We start from the raw sequence: 17,434 nt of genomic DNA, 5'->3' as shown, positions 1-17,434 counted from the left end.
CTGGCGAGCCACGCAGCGGCGCCTGCTGCCTTCTCTCTTCCAAGGACCCGTGATGCGCAACACGCTCTACCTGTCGATCATCCTCGCCCTGTCTCCCTGCAGCGTGCCGCTGGCCTTCGCCGCCGGTGCCGATGGCCTGGAGGCGCGTATATCCACGCCGATCGCGGCGCAGCCGTTGGCGCGTGCGCTGGAGCAGTTGTCGCGCAGTTCCGGGGTGCAGTTCCTGTACTCGGCCGGCGGTGATGCCCGCATGGCCGGTGCGGTGCCGCGCGGTGCCACCGTCAGGCAGGCGCTGGACGCGCTGCTGGCCGGTACCGGGCTGGGGTACACCGTGGTGGATGGCAATGTCATCGCCATCGATCCGGCGCCAGCACGCAACCAACCGAAGCCGGCCGCGCCGAAGCCGCGCGAGGCCGAGGCAATGGTGGCGCCGACCCTGGACACGGTGAAGGTGATTGCTGCACATGAGGTCATCGACCAGAAGAAGCGCTCACCGGTGATCAAGGATTCGGTGGTGTACGACGAGATGGACAGCTACGGCGACGAGACCCTGGCCGAGAGCCTGATGGCCGCTCCAGGCCTGAGTGCGGTGGAGGATGCCGGTGAGCCACGTTACGTGACCGTGCGCGGCGTACAGGCCAACCTCAACTACACCACCATCGATGGCATCGCGATTGCCAGCGTGGGGGGCAGTGGCTCCGGCGAGCGCATGAACAACCTGCAGCTGATTCCCAGCGACATCGGCACCCGTACCGACATCTACAAGAGCTTCAGTGCGGAGCAGGCACCGGATGCGATCGGCGGCGTGATCGACATCATCAGCCGCAGTGCCTTCGACCGGTCAGGCAACTACGTGTTTGCCGATGTGGCAGGCATCTATTCCACCGCCGAGACCAACGTCGAGCGCAGCGCAGGCGGCAACCACGAGACCCTGGGTCACTTCGGCAAGAGCGCCAAGATGGTGTTCTCCAACCAGTTTGGTGTCGACCAGGAGTTCGGCATCGTTGCGGTGGCACGCTACGAGCAGCGTTCACGCAACAGCGTCAAGCGCTGGGTGGAGTCGAACTACTACTACAACGACGCTGGCAAATACCTCACCGACGGTACCACCGGTCCGGACGAGGCCAAGGGCTGGAACGAGCTGCGTGCGCCTGGCAACTTCAGCACCGGCACCTATACCAACTTCATCACCAACTTCGGTGGCTCCGCCAAGCTTGAGTGGAAGCCCTCGGATGATCCGTTCTACGCATCGCTGCTGCTGTACTCGTACCGGTTCTACGAGAACTCGACGATGAACAAGACCGATCTGTACGGCAATGCCAAGTTCCCGATCCGCAACCAGACCGAGGACAGCGGCACCACCCAGATCAACAGCATCTACATCAAGAACCGCCACGACCGCTGGGACCGCAGCAACCGTGGTGCCATCGCCAGTTTCAACTGGGACATGGGCGACCGTTCGCGGCTGACCCTGCGTGGCGGCCGTACCGAAGAGACCTTCCGCAACAACCAGGTCTACTGGGGTGTGCGCGCCTACCCCAGCAATCTGTTCGTCGACTACGAGAACGACAGCCATGGGTTCCCCAACGCGGTGGCGGTGTCCGATTCCAGCCTGCTGACCAGCTCCGCGTTCAAGCTCAATCCGGCGCAGGCCTACGTCTCCCCGCGCGATGCCAAGGAGAGCATCGACAACCTGCGCGCCGATTTCAGCTACAACATCGACGCCGATGCGCGTGGCTTCGGCCTGGCCACCGGCGCCGAGTACCGCCACCTGAAGATCTGGCAGGACATCGACTTCGACTACTTCAAGAGCAGCGCCACGCTCAACGACTACCTGTATCCGGGTTCGACACTGCTGGGCAGCGTGCCCGGCTTCCCGCTGATCGACAACCGCAAGTGGACCGAGGAACTGCTGCCGAAACTGGGCAGCAACAATGCGGCGTATCCGAATGCCAACTTCACCAGCGACTACAAGTACGTGGAGGACATCACCAATGCCTATGTATCCGCGCACTACGCCTGGGACCGGCTGCTGCTGATCGGCGGCCTGCGCTACGACCACACCCGCTTCGATGCCTACAGCCCGTTCAGCGATGATGGCGGCGCTACCTATACCTCTGCGTTCCGCAACACGAGCGGTGGCTACAACAACCTGCTGCCCTCGTTGAACGCAACCTTCAAGCTCACCGAGGACCAGCGCCTGCGCTTCTCCGCCAGCCGCACGCTGGGCCGGCCGACGCCGAGCAACATCGCCCAGGCCACCAGCACCAGCTGTGGCGATGACGAGGAGGGCAGGGGCTTCTGCACCATCAAGCAGGGCAATGCCGATCTGCAGCCGCGCCGTTCCACCAACATCGACCTTGCATGGGACCTGTACTTCAACGGCAACAACGGCCTGGTCTCGGTGGCGTTGTTCGACAAGGTGATCAAGGACGACATCTACACCCTGACCACCTTCGAGAACGTGGGTGATACCCGCTATCGGGTCACCCAGCCGATGAACACCGATGAGTCGAAGCTGCGCGGTGTCGAGTTCGCGGTGGCCAACCGCAACCTGCAGTGGGGCCGCCAGCGCTTCGACATGTACTTCAACGCCACGCGGCTGGAAGGGCAGACCGACTACCGCATCAGTGATGGCACCGCGCGCCGCCTGGATCGCCTGCTGTACCAGCCGGACTGGTCGCTCAATGGTTCGGTGATCTGGCGCATGCCGTGGAGGAGCGCGCAGCTGCGCCTGTCCGGCACCTACCGCAGCCGGATGCTGGTCGACTTCGGTGACACCGAATGGCTGGATTCGTACTACGACCCGTACATGACGTTCAACATGGCCTTCAGCCACAAGGTCGGCAGGCACGTAACGCTGAAGTACGAAGCCAAGAACCTGTTCAACACCCAGCCGACCTACAGCACCGGCCCGAATGGGCGCTTCCGTACCGAGATCGACGACTACGGCCGCTTCTTCTACTTCCACATCATCTACAACTGAGGGCAGCGCCGTGGATACGATCAATCGCAGGCGATTCCTGGCCCTGGCCGGCCTGTCTGCTGCCGGCGCCTGGATGGGCACGGCACACGCGCTGGCCGCGCAGGCCGATGCCACCGCGCTGAACCTGCGCAACCTGCTGGCCAAGCCGCGCTTTGCCAGCACGCCCTTCACCCTGGGCGTGGCCTCGGGTGATCCCTCGGCCGATGGCATGGTGCTGTGGACACGGCTGGCGACCGAGCCGCTGGTGTTCGGCGGTGGCATGCCGGCCCGGCCGATGGTGGTCGAGTGGCAGCTGGCAGCAGACGAAGGCATGCGCAGAGTGGTACGCCAGGGTTCGGCAATGGCGCATCCCGAACTCGGCCACGCGGTGCACGTGGAGCTGGACGGGCTGGCGCCCGGACGGCCCTACTGGTACCGCTTCACCGTAGGCGGCCACGCCAGCGCAGTGGGTTGCACGCGCACGCTGCCGGCAGCCACGGCAGCGGTGGATCGCGTTCGCTTCGTGGTGGCCGGTTGCCAGCATTACGAAGAAGGCCACTACACCGCGTGGCGACGCATCGCCGAGGAACCACTCGATTTCGTCTTCCACTACGGTGACTACATCTACGAAGGCGAAAGCCAGCCGGGCCTGCGGAAGATGAACGGACAGCCGTTCACCAACCTGCGCAACCACATCGGCCCGCAGATCTACACGCTGGATGATTACCGCCGCCGCTACGCCCAGTACAAGAGCGATGCCGACCTGCAGGCCGCGCATGCGGCGGCACCGTGGTTCGTCACCTTTGACGACCATGAAGTGGACAACAACTGGGCCGGCGCCGAAGACCAGGATGACACGCCCAGCGAAGTATTCCTGCTGCGCCGCGCACAGGCGTTCCAGGCCTACTACGAGAACATGCCGTTGCGCCGTTCGGCATTCCCGCGCGATGGCCACATGCAGATGTACCGACGTGCACGCTACGGCACGCTGATGGACCTGCACCTGCTCGACACCCGCCAGTACCGCAGCAAGCAGGTGAACATGACGCTGCGCGAGGAGGTGGAATCGCCGGAGCGCAGCATTGTGGGGGCGAAGCAGGAGCGCTGGCTGTTCGACGGCCTGGCCGATGCCGCACCGCGCTGGCACACCATCGCCCACCAGGTGGCGCTGGGCAACTACATGCGCGAGAAGGATGGGGTGGTGCAGTCGTCCGACGATCAGTGGTCGGGCTATCTGGACAGCCGCCGGCGCCTGCTCGACCACATCGAGAAGGTGGGCTTCGGCAACGTGGTGACCGCCTGCGGCGACGCGCATCGCCACTATGCCAGCGATCTGGTGCAGGACCACCGTGACTCGGGCGTGGTCTCCAGCGAGTTCCTCGCCACGTCGATCACCTCCGGCGCCGATGGCCAGGGTGTGGACGCGTATGCCAGGAACCAGCTTGCCCACAGCCCCTATCTGAAGGCGACCACCGACAAGCGTGGCTACGTGCTGTGCGATGTCACCCGCGATGCGTGGATCGGCGACATGAAGACGCTGGATACGGTGATGCGACCGAACGGTACCATGCAGAGCTGGAAGCGCTACGCGGTGGAGCACGGCCGGCCGGGGCTGCAGGAGGCCTGAATCTACCGGTCTGCGCTGTAGAGCCGAGCCCACGCTCGGCTGCTTTTTTCGGGGCAATGCGACCAGGGCGAAAGCAGCCGAGCATGGGCTCGGCTCTACAGGGATTCTTCAATCGTGCTCGAACCGCAGCGGCTCGGTGCCCATCGCCGGGTCACTGGTGCCGGGGCGCCCATCCTCGGCGCGGCCGGCCAAACGCAGCACACTCCCACCCGCGCTGACGCGCAGGTCATACCAGCCGGCGGTAGGCGTAGCATCCCACGCCAATGAAGTCTGCGCATGTGCGGGCAGCGCCAATGTCTGTTCGGGCATGTGTCCTGCATAGGCGCCGCCGTGCACGCGCACCTGCTGTGCACTGTCGCCCAGATTGCGCAGGCGGAGCCGCAGTTGGTCATCGATGCGATCGATTGAAGCCTGCACGGCAGGACCCGTGGCCGCTCCCTGGAAGTGGCGGTGGAAGCCGTTCGGGCCGAGCAACCACAGGTCATAGCGGCCCTGGGCATCCAGCGGCCAGCGCTCGCGCAGCGGCCTACCGGGCAGCAGCGTGTAGCGGCGTGGCACCGCATCCAGCCGCAGCCGGTCGTAGACATGCAGCACAGCCGCTGCGCCTTCGCAGGACAACGTCAGGTCCACGCCCGCAGCGTCGACCGCAGCGATCGATGCCTGCGGCCGGTAGGGCAGGGCACGCGCCGGGCGTACACCGCTTTCCTGTTTCGCCGGCTTCAGTCCCTCGGGCAACGCGGGCACGGTGCGTCCCGGCAGGGCGGCGGCACGCGCGGCCACCGCGCTCATGTCCGGCAGGCCGCGCACGAACGGACGGGTATCACGCTGGGCGAAGTCGAACGCGTTGCTCAGATCCCCGCAGACCGCACGGCGCCACGGCGAGATGTCCGGTGCGGCCACGCCGAAGCGACGTTCGATCAGGCGTATGACCGAGGTGTGGTCGTACACCTGCGAATCGACCCAGCCGCCGCGGCTCCACGGCGAAATCACGTACAGCGGCACACGCGGACCGAGACCATACGGGCGCCCGCGCAGTTCGGCGGCATCGTACTTCTCGTCGCCCGGTGCGGGATGACGGTGATACTCGCCCTCGGTACTGACCGACGAGGCACCTGCCCATCCACCGTTCACCGGTGAGGGAGGGGCCGGTGGCGGCATGTGGTCGAAGAATCCGTCGTTCTCGTCGAACATCAGCAGCAGGGCGGTGCGGCTCCACACTTCCGGATCGGCGGTCAGCGCATCCAGCACGCGCGCGGTATAGGCCGCGCCCTGGGCCGGGCTGGACGGGCCGGGATGTTCGCTGCCGGCGGCATCGGCGATGATGAAGCTGACCTGAGGCAGGCGCCCGTCGAGTACGTCCTGGCGCAGCTGTGGCAGGCCACGGGTGCTGACAGCGCGTGCGCGCAGCTGCGGATCATGTCCGGGTGCCGCGCTGTAGGCACGACGGAACGCCTCGAAGCCGGCCAGCGGGTTGTCGGTGAAGTTGTCGGCCATGTCCTGGTAGATCTGCCAGGACACGCCGGCGTTCTGCAGACGCTCGACATAGCTGGTCCAGCGGTACGACGCCGGGTGCCCGCCGTGTTCGGGGAAGTTGTCATGCGAGTTGGCGATTACCGGGCCACCGGCACGGGCCTGTGCATCGTTGTGGCCGGTCCACAGGAACACCCGGTTCGGGTTGGTGCCGGCCTGCATCGCGCAGTGGTACGCATCGCAGATCGTGAAGGCATCGGCCAGCGCGAACTGGAACGGCAGGTCGCTGCGCTGGAAGTAGCCCATCGAGTGGTTCTGCTTGGCCTTCGGCCATTGCCCCATGCGGCCGTGGTCCCAGGCGCGCTGCGCATCGGGCCAGGTATGCGGCGTACCTTCCACGCGCATGTAGCCGAAGTGCGCGGCGGTATCCAGCGGGAACGGCGCGATCGCCCGCGTGCCGCTGGCATCGGGCTGCAGCCACAGGCTGCGGGTGCGGCCACCGGCTTGCAGCGCGGCGGCCGGGGCGACGAACCGATCACCGAAGCCACGTACCCCCGGCAGCGTGCCGAAGTAGTGGTCGAACGAACGGTTCTCCTGCATGAACACCACGATGTGCTGCAGGTCTTCCAGGCTGCGCGTCTGCGCGGCAGGGGCGATCGCTGCGGCCCGGGCGATGCTGGGCAGCAGCGGAGAAAGGCCGGCGGCAACGCCGGCCTGCAACAACCGGCGTCGGCCGATATCGGTCACGGGCTCACTCACAGGTCCACGCGGAAGGAGATGCCGACGGTGCGCGGAGCGCCGATGAAGGCGTTGTCGCGGCCGTCCACCCCTGCAAGATACCGCTTGTCGGTGAGATTGCTCACCACCAGGTTGGCACCCATGCCCTTCAGGCGCGGCGACAGCCCCTGCAGGTCGAAGCCGATGTTGGCGTTGAACACGGTGGCCGAGGGCAGCGTCTCGACGTTGGCGGCATCAAGGTAGCGCGTGCCCAGGTAACGGCCGGACAGGCCGAAGTTCCAGTTGGCGCCCTGCCAGTCGGCCGACAGCACCAGGGTGTTCTCCGGCTGGCCGATCACCTTGGCGCCGTCGACGATGCCCAGCTGGGCATCACGCGCGGCATTGCCGCTGCCCAGGTACTTGGAGCGGTTGTAGGTGTAGGCTGCGTTGATCCGCCAGCCGTTGTTCCACCCATAGCCGAACGCGGCTTCCAGGCCGTTGCTTTCCACGCCGCCGAAGTTCTCGTAGACACCATCGGTCTCGCCCAGGTAGTCGATGCCGCTGACGAAACCTGCCGGCAGATAGACGATGCGGTTGTCGAACTTGATGTTGTAAAGCGTGACCGAGGCGGTCAGCGGCCAGCGGCTGATGCGCATGCCCACTTCAATGTTGTCGGCGGTTTCGGGCTCGACGTTGCGGAAGCGCTGCGGGTCGGTCTCGCCAAGCACGCCGGAGGGGATGGCGGCGAAGTTCTGCGAGAAGCCGGCGAACAGCTCCATGCCTTCCACACCCGGTGCCCAGGTGACGCCGGTGGACAACAGTGGATCGGACCTGGAATCGGATTTGACGTGCTCGCTGGCACCGATCACGCGGCGGCGCGACTGGTCGACGAAGAACTGCTTCACGCCCAGGCGCGCGCTGAACGGACCGAAGCGGGCCACGTCCTCGACGTAGTACATCTGCTCGTCGACCTTGTACTTGTCCTCGAACTGCACCCAGTACGGCTGGTTGTCGAAGGCGATGTCCTGGCCGACGTTGAGCAGGCGGTGCCAGTCACGGCGTGCCGAACGGTCCAGCTTCTCCACCCAGAGGCCACCACGGATGGTGTTGTCGATCGCACCGAAGGTCTGCCGCCATTCGACGTCGGCGGTCACGCCCATGCGGTCGTTGTCGTAGTGGGTGTGGCGGTAGGACTGCGCGCCCAGCACGTTGCCCGCGTAGCAGTTCGGATCGTACTCGGCGGTGAAGCCCAGGCGCGGGGTGCAGCTGGCCAGGCGCTGCGCGGCGCTGCCATCGGTATTGACGAAGAAGATCTGGCCACGGTTGCTGCCGCCGTACACGGTTTTGCCACCGAGATATTCCGATTCGGGGCGGCCCGCACCCTCATCGCTGACCTGCGCCAGGTAGGGTGGAAGCCAGTCGCCACGACCTTGCATGCGGTGCCCGTAGGCGGCCACCGAGGCCTTGAACCCGTTGCCGCCGTCGAAGGCCGCACGCAGGTAACCGAAGGTGTTCTCGCGCAGCGCACGCGAGCCCGAACGGAAATTCTGGTCCAGATAGGGAATGCCGGTGAGGGTGCCGACCAGGTTGTCGCGATCCGGATGGGTGGCAAAGCCCTTCGGAGAGACGCTGGTGTATTCCGGCTCGTCGGCATCGTTGTAGGACAGGTAGCCGGTCAGGGTCCAGCGATCCAGTTCGGTGATGAACTTGCCGGCGATGTGGTTGTTGCTGGCGTGGCCGGTGCCGTCGATCCAGTCGTGCACCTTCGACGAGGAGGCGCTGATCCACGCGCGGGTGTGGCCGCCGAGCAGGCCGGTGTCGTAGCGCACGTAGTACTTGCGTGCCTCGTTGTCACCGGCACCGACCACGAAGCGCAGGCGGCTGTCCTGCAGCGGATCGCTGGTGAGGAAGTTGAGCGTGCCGCCCAGCGCCTCGTTCGAGCGCGAGGAGATATCGGCGGTGCCCTGGCTCACTTCCACCGTCTCCAGATCAAGGGTGTCGATGTAGCGGTTGGCCAGCGATCCACCGCCGTAGCCCGAACCACCGTTCGGCAGGCCGTCGATGGTGGTGCCGATCTGCTGCGTATCGCGGTTGGTGACGAAGCCGCGCATGCTGATCTGCGTGCCCCACACCGACGAACCGGTGGCATCGGCCTCGCTGACCACCACGCCCGGCACTTCATTGAGCGCATCGTTGACGCTGCTCATCACCGTCTGCCGGTTCAGTGTTTCTGCGCGCACCGACGTCTTGGCGTAGCTGGTGGCCTGGCCGATCACCTGTACCTGGTCCAGGGTACGGGCATCGCTGCTGTGCGCTTCGCCCGTATCGCCCTGCGGTGCTTCTGCGAGGGCGTCCAGGGCGGGGGCGATCAGCACGGCAAGCAGCGAGACACGGGGAAAACGCGCAAACGTTCGCATTGAAACCGGACCTTCAGGGGAGGGAAGCCCCGGAGTGTCGGCAGTGCCCATGACATCGGCATGACGCGGCGAAGCAGGAACCGTGTTGTGTGACGGCCGGTTCCAATGGCTTCTGCTCAGTACCGCGCGTCCTTGGGTTTCGGGTCGCGCGGCCAGTCCTTGGCCTTGTTGGCGAAGTCCGGGCGTGGCTGGTTGATGAAGTAGCTGGCGATGTCCACCGCATCCTGGTCGGGCATCACCTGCTGGCCCAGTGGCGGTTCACGGGTCACTGCCGGCGGCATGTTGTGTTTGACGAAACCGGCGGCCTTGTACAGGCGCGCCATGCCGGCGCCGATGTTGAAGCTGTGGTCGCCCCATAGCGGCGGGAACGCGATGTCACCGCTGGCGTCGCGCCGGCCTTCGCCATTGTCGCCATGGCAGGCAGCGCACTGCACGGCGTACAGCGCCTGGCCGCGGACCGGGTCCGGGGTCAGCACGCTGTCGATGGGCCCCTCACTGGGGGCAGCCACCCTTGCACCCACTGGCACAGGGCTGCTCAGCCACGCCATGTAGTCGAGCATCGCACGCATCTGCGGCGAGTCCTTCGGCAGCGGCTTGCCGTTCATTGAACGCTGCAGGCAGCCGTTGATGCGCTCGGTCAGCCCGATCACCTTGCCCGGACGCGGCATGTAGCGCGGATAGGCGCCGCCGCCGGTGTTGAAGTAGTGATTGCCGAACGGCCGCTTGCCTTCGGCCATGTGGCACGAGTTGCAGTTCAGATCGTTGCCGACGTTGTCTGGCAGCAGCCGTGCGGTCTCGTTGAGGAGGCGGCGGCCGAGCATCACCGACTCGGCATTGCCGAGCCCGGCGATTTCTTCGGCGCTGGGTGCACGGTAGTGGCCGACCACCTTGCCCTGTGCATCGAGGATATCGATCGTGCTGGCCACGGCGGCATCCAGGTCCGGGTACAGATGGCGGTAAGCGAGGGTACCGGCGCCGGCCAGCAGCACCAGGGTGATCGCACTGCCGATCAGCAGGCGGGAGCGTTTGCGCGAACGTTTCATCGTGCGGACTCCTGCGGAACGTAGTGCACTGGCTTGTCGCGCACCACCCGGCGCATGCGTGCCACGTCGACCTCGCTCACTGCGCTGGCCTGGTTGCCCCAGCTGCTGCGGATGAAGGTCAGGATCTGTGCCAGCTGCGCGTTCGGCAGCTGTTCGAAGCCGGGCATGGTGAAGGCCATGCGGTCGTGCGGGGTATGCGGCGTGCGGCCACCGATCAGGGTCACCTGCACCAGCGAGCTGGGATCGTCAGCGAACACGATCGAGTTGCCGGCCAGGGCCGGATAGACGCGCGGCATGCCGCGCCCGTCGGCGCGGTGGCAGGCCTGGCAGTGCTCGGCATAGGCCAGCGAACCGGCCAAGCGGTAGTCGCCGCTGCGCAGTGCGGCGGTGGTCGTGTCGCTGCCGGGCGACCACTGTGCGCTGCGTCCTTCGCGGGCGGGCAGCTGCTTGAGGTAGCGGGCCATCGCCAGCAGGTCAGCGTCGGACAGGTACTGCGTGCTGTGCTCGACCACGTCGGCCATGCCACCGAAGGCCGCCGACCGATCGGTGCGTCCGGTGCGCAGGAAGTCGACGATCTCGCCCTCGCTCCAGCTGGCCAGGCCGCTCGCTTCATTGCGCAGGTTCTTCGCATACCAGCCTTCCAGCACCGAGCCGGACAGGAACTGGCGGCTGCCATCGTCGGCCATTGCCTTTTCCTGGAACGCCAACCCGCGTGGCGTGTGGCAGGCGCCGCAGTGGGCCAGGCCTTCCACCAGTTCGGCGCCGCGCTGCTGGCTGGCATCCAGCGACGGATCCGGGTTGAACGTGCGCGGGCGTGCGAACAGCAGCTGCCACCAGGCCAATGGCCAGCGCATGTTTGCCGGCCACGGGATCGTGCTGTCGGCGTTGTTCTGCTTCACCGGTTGCACCGAGCCCATGAAGTAGGCGTACAGCGCCTTGATCTCGGCGTCGCTGGCGATCACGTACGAGGCGTACGGCATGGCCGGATACAACGGCTGGCCATCGTGACGGATGCCGCGACGTACCGCGCGCTCGAAGTCGGCGTAGTCGTAGGCACCAATGCCGGTGTCCGGATCGGGCGTGATGTTGGTCGAGTAGATCGTGCCCATCGGCGTCTGCATGCCGAGGCCACCGGCGAACGGCTTGCCACCCGGTGCGGTGTGGCAGGCCGCGCAGTCTGCGGCGCGCGACAGGTATTGTCCCTGCGCGATCAATGCCGGATCGTGGATGTCGACCTGCGCGGCCTGTCGCGGTGCGAACCAGTAGGGCGTGGTGCGGGCGACGCCGTAGGCGGCGGCCAGCGTGGCGACCAGGGCAATGGCGAGCTTGAACGAGGTGCGCATGGCGGCACTGTGGGCAATCGTGCCGGCGTATTCATTGATCCGGATCAATGCCGAGGTCAATCGCGCCATTGTGACAACCTGAATCGTTCCTGCGTTGTCATCAAGCCGTCATCCATGCGCGATAGATGGCCCACGCGCGCGTCGCTAACCTGCCACGCTGTCGCACCTTTTCCCTGATTGCCCATGAAGCGCCTGCTGCTGTTGTCGCTGGCGTGCGCCGGCCTGTGGCTGGCTGCATGCTCGTCCTCGATCAATGCCTCGTCCACTTCGCTCGCCGATCGGCTGATCGCGCCAGGTGGCGTGTCGACCCTGCTCGATCGCCCGCGCATCGCCGCGGCCATCGCCGAACTGCCCAACCGCCATGGCTTCGCGCCGGGCCGCGATGGCGTGCCGATCTTCTGGCGTGTGTTTGATCCGGGCGATTACGGCGCGCGTTACCACTACCTGCCGCAGCGCCACGAGAACGGCCTGCCGCTGGATACCGGTCTGAGCCTGGCAGTACCGCGACCGTTCCGCGCGCAGGCACCGCGCGGCACCGTGGTGCTGCTGCACGGCTGGATGATGAACGGTGATTCGATGCTGCCGTGGTCGTTGCAGCTGGCCGAATCCGGCTACCGCGTGGTCACGCTCGACCTGCGCAACCATGGACAGTCCGGTACTGGGCCGTCGGGCTATGGCACCTATGAATCGGACGATGTGGTGGATGTGATCGGCGAGCTGCGCGCGCGGGGTGAAGTAACCGGCCCGCTGTACCTGTTCGGCGTGTCCTATGGCGCCGCCACAGCGGTATTCACCGCCGACAAGCTCGGCGACCAGGTGGAAGGGGTGGTGGCGATGGAATCGTTTGCCAATGCCGGTGTGGCGATCCGCACGATGATTCCGCACCTGATGGGACTGCAGCCGGAAGGCCTGAAGGCGCAGGCGATGGCGTCGTACGCGCGCTGGCGCTACGGCGGCCAGGACATCAACCAGGTGATCGCCGACGCCAGCCGTCGCATCGACGTCGATCTGGACCGCGTCGACGTCGCGCGTGCGCTGGCCGATACCCGCGCCTGCGTGCTGCTGCTGCACGGGCAGGGCGATCAGCACATACCCGTCAGCCAGGGCCGCGAACTGGCCCAGGCCAACCCGCGCGCGCACTACATCGAGATGCGCGGCGAAGACCATATCACCCTGCCGCTGCGGCTGGATCTGCTGGCCGGAGTGGTTGACGACTGGATGGCGCGCGACGAGCACCACCCGCAGAGCGCATGCCCGGCGCCGCAGCTGCCGGCCCAGGCCGAATGGCTGGCACACGGCTGAAAAAGGGGACGGAGGGGATTAAGTCGTTTGCAGCACACCCGTGGCAGATGCGACTTAATCCCCTCCGTCCCCTTTTTTTGTCAGGCCACGCGTCGGGCCAGTGAGCGGGCGGAGGCAGCTACGCCCAGCAGCAGTACGGCTACGCACAGGAAGGCAAAGCCGAGGCTGGTGGCATGCGCCACTGCGCCGATCGCCGCCGGGCCGGCGAGGATGCCGGCGTAACCCAGCGTGGTCACTGCAGTGATGGCGATGCTCTCCGGCATCACCCGCTGCTGGCCGGCCATCGAGAACAGTGCCGGCACGATGTTGGCGCAGCCCAGCCCGACCAGCACGTAGCCGGCCAGCGCCACCGGGAACGAGGGCACCAGCGTGGCCAGGGTGAAGCCTGCCGCGGAGGTGATGCCGCCGAAGACCAGGGTGCGGGTGCGGCCGAGGCGCTCGACGATGCCGTCGCCGAACAGGCGCATCGCGGTCATTGCCAGCGTGAACAGCGCGAAGCCGGCGCCGGCCTGGTCACGCGGCACCTGCCGCACTTCGGCCAGGAACACCGCGCTCCAGTCCAGCATCGAGCCCTCGGCGAGGAACACCACGAAGGCCAGCACGCCGATGAACAGCACCACGCCGTGCGGCAGCGCCAGCAGTGGGCCTTCGTGCAGGATCCGTTGCGGTCGCCAGTGCGGCGCCGACAGCACCGCAACCAGCAGCAGTGCCGCCACCGACACCAGCGCGGCCAGCCACAGCGGTGTACCCAGGATCAGCAGGCCGGTCATGCAGCCGGCACCGACGAAGCCACCGATGCTGTAGAAGGCGTGGAAGCCGGACATCATTGCGCGCCCGGCGTCGCGCTCGACCGCGACCGCCTGCATGTTCATCGCACAATCCAGCGCACCGACGCCGGCGCCGAACACGAACAGGGCCGCGCCCAGCGCCACCGGCGAGGGCGCCAGCACCAGCAAGGGCAGGGCGCACAGCATCATCGCGCAGGTGATCACCATCACCCGTCGGCAACCCAGCCGCCCGGTCAGCGCGCCCGCCAACGGCATCGCCAGCAGCGAGCCGAGCCCGAGGCACAGCAGCACGGCGCCAAGGCTGGCGTCGGACAGCCCGGCCTTGGCCTTGGCGTAGGGCACCATCGGCGCCCACGCGGCGGTGGCGAATCCGGGAATGAAGAAGGCGGCACGGGTGGCGTGCTGCTGGGCACGTGGGGATGAAGGCGTCATGCGCGATGCGAAGCTCCAGGGGACTTTTATGAAAACGTTTTCAGGCCGGATCGGCAAGTGCCATGCGTGACATCGGGCGACGCATACGATTGCAGTGACCCGATCGCGTCACCAGCGATTAACGTCGCCCACGGACAGTGGCTGCACGGTCGGCACCCCGCCGGCCGCTGCCGGAGATCCGTACATGAGCACGACACCGACCATCCTCCTCGTCCATGGATTCTGGGGCGGGGCCGCACATTGGGCCAAGGTGATCCTGGAACTGCATCGAAGTGGCCACGATCGCGTGCAGGCGGTGGAATTGCCGCTCACGTCGCTGGCCGACGACGCAGGACGCACCCAGAAAATGATCCGGCAGATCGACGGTCCGGTGCTGCTGGTCGGCCACTCCTACGGCGGTGCGGTGATCAGCCAGGCCGGTAACGAGCCCAACGTGAAGGGCCTGGTTTACATCGCTGCCTTCGCGCCTGATGCCGGCGAGAGCCCGGGTGGCATCACCCAGCAGCACCTGCCGGAGGCGGCGCCGAATCTGGCACCGGACAGCGATGGCTACCTGTGGCTGCGTGCGGACAAGTTCCATGAGAGCTTCTGCCAGGACCTGAGTGCCGACGAGGGCCGGGTGATGGCGGTGACCCAGAAGGCGCCGCTGGCCAGCACTTTCGGCGACACGGTCAGCGATCCGGCGTGGAAGCACCGGCCGAGCTGGTACCAGCTGTCCCGCCACGACCGCATGATCGCGCCGGAAAACCAGAAAGCCATGGCCGCAAGAATGCAGCCCAAGCGCCTGCTGGAGCTGGATGCCAGCCATGCCTCGCTGGCCTCGCAGCCGAAGGAAGTGACCGCGCTGATCCTGGAGGCCTGCGCCGCCATCGGTGGGTAACACTCCTCCTGTAGCACGCCTGGCGCAGGCCGGGCTCTACGAAAAGGCCCCCGATGCTCAGCAGCATCGAGGGCCTTGTGGTTACAGCGGCAGGTCGAACACCAGCACTTCGGCATCGTTGCCGTTTTCCAGCGTCAATTGGGCTTCGTCGCTGACCTGCAGTGCATCGCCGGCTTCCAGGGTGATGCCGTTGACCTGCAGCTGGCCACGCGCCACCTGCACATAGGCGCCACGACCGTTGCCGAGGGCGTGATGCAGCTTCTGGCCGCCATCAAGAATGGTGGCGAAGATGCGGGCATCCTGGTGGATGCGCAGCGAACCGTCGGCACCGTCAGGCGAGGCGATCAGGCGCAGCTGGCCGCGCTTGGCCTCCGGCGAGAAGTGGGTCTCCTCGTAGGACGGCGCGATGTTCTCGGTGTCCGGGAAGATCCAGATCTGCAGGAAGTGCACGGTTTCGTCGGCCGAGTGGTTGAACTCGCTGTGGGTGACGCCGCTGCCGGCGCTCATGCGCTGTACGTCGCCGTAGCGCAGCACCGAACCGGTGCCCATCGAGTCCTTGTGTTCCAGCGCACCACCCAGCACATAGGAAATGATTTCCATGTTGCTGTGGCCGTGGGTGCCGAAGCCCTGGCCGCCGATGACCTTGTCTTCGTTGATGACCCGCAGCGGGCCGAAGCTGACGTAACGCGGGTCGTAGTAGTTGGCGAAGGAGAAGGTATGGCGCGAGGACAGCCAGCCATGCTCGGCCAGGCCACGGGTAGCGCTCTTGCGGATCTGCAGCATGATGGAATCTCCTTGTTCGATGGTTTCGATGGGGCGGGGTGGACCGGTAGCCGCTGTGTTTCCCCGTTGGAGAGAAGTATCCGCTTGCGCCCGGGGTTTTAAAAACGGATAGTTTTGACAGCCATCATCGAAAAATTCGAATGCTCAAGCTCAGCCTCGATGCCCTGCAGATCCTGGATGCCATCGACCGCCGCGGCTCGTTTGCGGGCGCTGGCAAGGCGCTGCACAAGGTGCCCTCGACCATCTCCTACACCGTGGCCAAGCTGGAGGAGGACCTGGGCGTGCAGCTGTTCGACCGGGTTGGCCCGCGCGCCGAGCTGACCGCAGCTGGCCGCGCGCTGCTGGACGAGGGTCGACACCTGCTGCGTGCAGCCCGCGAGCTGGAACTGCGGGTGCGCCGGGTGGCGTCGGGCTGGGAGACCGAGCTGACGCTGGCGGTGGACTCGGTGTTTCCGACCTGGCTGCTCGGCCCGGACATCGCCGCGTTTCGTGAGGCCGAGGCACCGACCCGGCTGCGATTGATCGGCGAGGCCCTGTCCGGCACCTGGGAGGCCCTGCTGGACCGCCGTGCCGACCTGCTGGTCGGCGCGCCGGGCGAGGGCCCCAGCGGCGGTGGCTACGTGGTCGAGCCGCTGGGTACGGTGGCGTTCGTATTCGCGGTCGCGCCCGAACATCCGTTGGCCAACGTGCCTGGCGTGCTGGGTCGCGAGCAGCTGGTCGAGCACTGCGCGATCGCGGTCTCCGATTCGGCACGACGGCTGCTGCCGCGCACGGTGGGCCTGTTGATGGGGCAGGAGATGCTGACGGTGCCTGACATGGCCAGCAAGCTGAAACTGCAGTGCGAAGGCGTGGGCTTCGGTTTCCTGCCCGAGCCGTGCGCGCGCGCTGCGGTGGCGCGTGGCCAGCTGGTGATCCGCGAGGTGGAGGAGCACAAGCCGGAAGAGACCTTCTGGCTGGCCTGGCGCACCGGCGAAGACGGCGCCGCACTGCGTTGGTGGCGCGAGCGCTTGCGCAGGCCGGAGCTGCTGTCGCAGTGGTGGCAGGCAATGGCCAGGGGGTAGGGGTTTGGCAGGGCTGCGCCCTGCACCCGCCGAAGCAACAGCTATGGCCGAAGCAACAGCAACAGCAACAGCTGGTTTCCTGAGGGATGGCGGGGTGGGGGGGGGGGGGGGGGGGGCCCGCCAACCGGCCCCGGGGGGGTTGGCCCGGCCAGCAGGCCCCGGGCCCCCCCCCAAACCCCGGCGTGGGGGGGTGGCCGGCGCCACCCCGCCCGCGCACACCCCGGAACCGGCCCCCACCCCGCCTTCGACAGAGTCCCGCTGCTGTTGGTAGGTGTCGACCTTGGTCGACACGGTAGATCCACGCCATGCGTGGATGCTCTTCGATCAATTATCGAAATACTCGAACTCGATGGAGATTCATCCACGCATGGCGTGGATCCATCAGATCGCGGAAATCTGTCAGAGGTGGGGCGGCATGGGCAGGCAGGACCGTTGGCGGCATGGATGCCGCCATCGAGCCCCCATGGTGAAGTGACCCCCGGGAGTTGGACGCCAGATCCAACCCCGAGGGATACATGAACAGATACGACGCTCGTTTCAAACTGCAGGTCGCCAAAGAGGCCTGCAAGACCTCCACATCAGTCAAAGCCGTTGCTCGTCGCCACA

At 66.4% G+C, this 17,434-nt stretch carries 12 protein-coding genes; 6 read left to right on the top strand and 6 right to left on the bottom strand.

Annotated elements, in window-relative coordinates; all coding sequences use genetic code 11:
- Nucleotides 1-52 precede the first annotated feature (52 nt).
- Both R5H29_RS22615 and R5H29_RS22610 read left to right on the top strand, forming a co-directional pair.
- The gene (locus R5H29_RS22615) at nt 53-2,986 is read left to right on the top strand and encodes a TonB-dependent receptor (RefSeq protein WP_332329891.1); all 2,934 of its coding nucleotides are present in this window, start codon (nt 53-55) and stop codon (nt 2,984-2,986) included.
- A gap of 10 nt (nt 2,987-2,996) precedes the next feature.
- Nucleotides 2,997-4,592: an alkaline phosphatase D family protein gene (locus R5H29_RS22610; RefSeq protein WP_332329890.1), complete on the top strand. Its 1,596-nt coding sequence runs from the start codon at nt 2,997-2,999 to the stop codon at nt 4,590-4,592.
- A 108-nt stretch (nt 4,593-4,700) separates the two neighbouring features.
- Here R5H29_RS22610 and R5H29_RS22605 read toward each other — a convergent pair whose 3' ends face one another.
- The 4 genes from R5H29_RS22605 to R5H29_RS22590 all read right to left on the bottom strand — a co-directional run bounded on the left by R5H29_RS22605 (nt 4,701) and on the right by R5H29_RS22590 (nt 11,582).
- Complete coding sequence (locus R5H29_RS22605; RefSeq protein WP_332329889.1) at nt 4,701-6,809, bottom strand: phosphocholine-specific phospholipase C; 2,109 nt, start codon at nt 6,807-6,809, stop codon at nt 4,701-4,703.
- A gap of 8 nt (nt 6,810-6,817) precedes the next feature.
- On the bottom strand, nt 6,818-9,196 hold the full coding sequence (locus R5H29_RS22600; protein ID WP_332329888.1) for a TonB-dependent receptor domain-containing protein: 2,379 nt from the start codon (nt 9,194-9,196) through the stop codon (nt 6,818-6,820).
- A gap of 116 nt (nt 9,197-9,312) precedes the next feature.
- Entirely contained in the window at nt 9,313-10,239 is a 927-nt protein-coding gene (locus R5H29_RS22595) for a c-type cytochrome (protein WP_171952200.1), read from the bottom strand.
- Complete coding sequence (locus tag R5H29_RS22590) at nt 10,236-11,582, bottom strand: cytochrome c (RefSeq protein WP_332329895.1); 1,347 nt, start codon at nt 11,580-11,582, stop codon at nt 10,236-10,238. Before R5H29_RS22590 ends, R5H29_RS22595 begins: the two co-directional genes overlap by 4 nt.
- 183 nt (nt 11,583-11,765) lie before the next feature.
- Here R5H29_RS22590 and R5H29_RS22585 point away from each other — a divergent pair, with 183 nt between their 5' ends.
- Nucleotides 11,766-12,884: an alpha/beta hydrolase gene (locus R5H29_RS22585; protein ID WP_111097992.1), complete on the top strand. Its 1,119-nt coding sequence runs from the start codon at nt 11,766-11,768 to the stop codon at nt 12,882-12,884.
- A gap of 80 nt (nt 12,885-12,964) precedes the next feature.
- Here R5H29_RS22585 and R5H29_RS22580 read toward each other — a convergent pair whose 3' ends face one another.
- Entirely contained in the window at nt 12,965-14,104 is a 1,140-nt protein-coding gene (locus R5H29_RS22580) for an MFS transporter (RefSeq protein ID WP_058980091.1), read from the bottom strand.
- A gap of 184 nt (nt 14,105-14,288) precedes the next feature.
- Between R5H29_RS22580 and R5H29_RS22575 the strand changes: the two genes are divergently transcribed.
- Entirely contained in the window at nt 14,289-14,984 is a 696-nt protein-coding gene (locus tag R5H29_RS22575) for an alpha/beta hydrolase (protein ID WP_164145204.1), read from the top strand.
- An 81-nt stretch (nt 14,985-15,065) separates the two neighbouring features.
- Here the strand turns inward: R5H29_RS22575 and R5H29_RS22570 are convergent, their stop codons facing one another.
- Nucleotides 15,066-15,767, bottom strand: coding sequence for a pirin family protein (locus R5H29_RS22570; RefSeq protein ID WP_171952198.1), 702 nt, complete (start codon nt 15,765-15,767; stop codon nt 15,066-15,068).
- A gap of 140 nt (nt 15,768-15,907) precedes the next feature.
- On the opposite strand from R5H29_RS22570, the gene R5H29_RS22565 reads away from it, so the two are divergent.
- Nucleotides 15,908-16,828 (top strand): LysR family transcriptional regulator, encoded by a 921-nt coding sequence (locus R5H29_RS22565; RefSeq protein ID WP_111097995.1) that lies wholly within the window; start codon nt 15,908-15,910, stop codon nt 16,826-16,828.
- A gap of 515 nt (nt 16,829-17,343) precedes the next feature.
- Nucleotides 17,344-17,434 (top strand): transposase (locus R5H29_RS22560; RefSeq protein WP_332329010.1); only part of this gene is annotated, 91 nt, incomplete at its 3' end.

Origin of the sequence: Stenotrophomonas sp. A3_2, from assembly GCF_036624925.1 — a bacterium.
Classification (GTDB): domain Bacteria; phylum Pseudomonadota; class Gammaproteobacteria; order Xanthomonadales; family Xanthomonadaceae; genus Stenotrophomonas; species Stenotrophomonas hibiscicola.
Note: the sequence above shows the minus strand (reverse complement) of the source record. Positions and strands in the feature narration are given on the sequence as shown.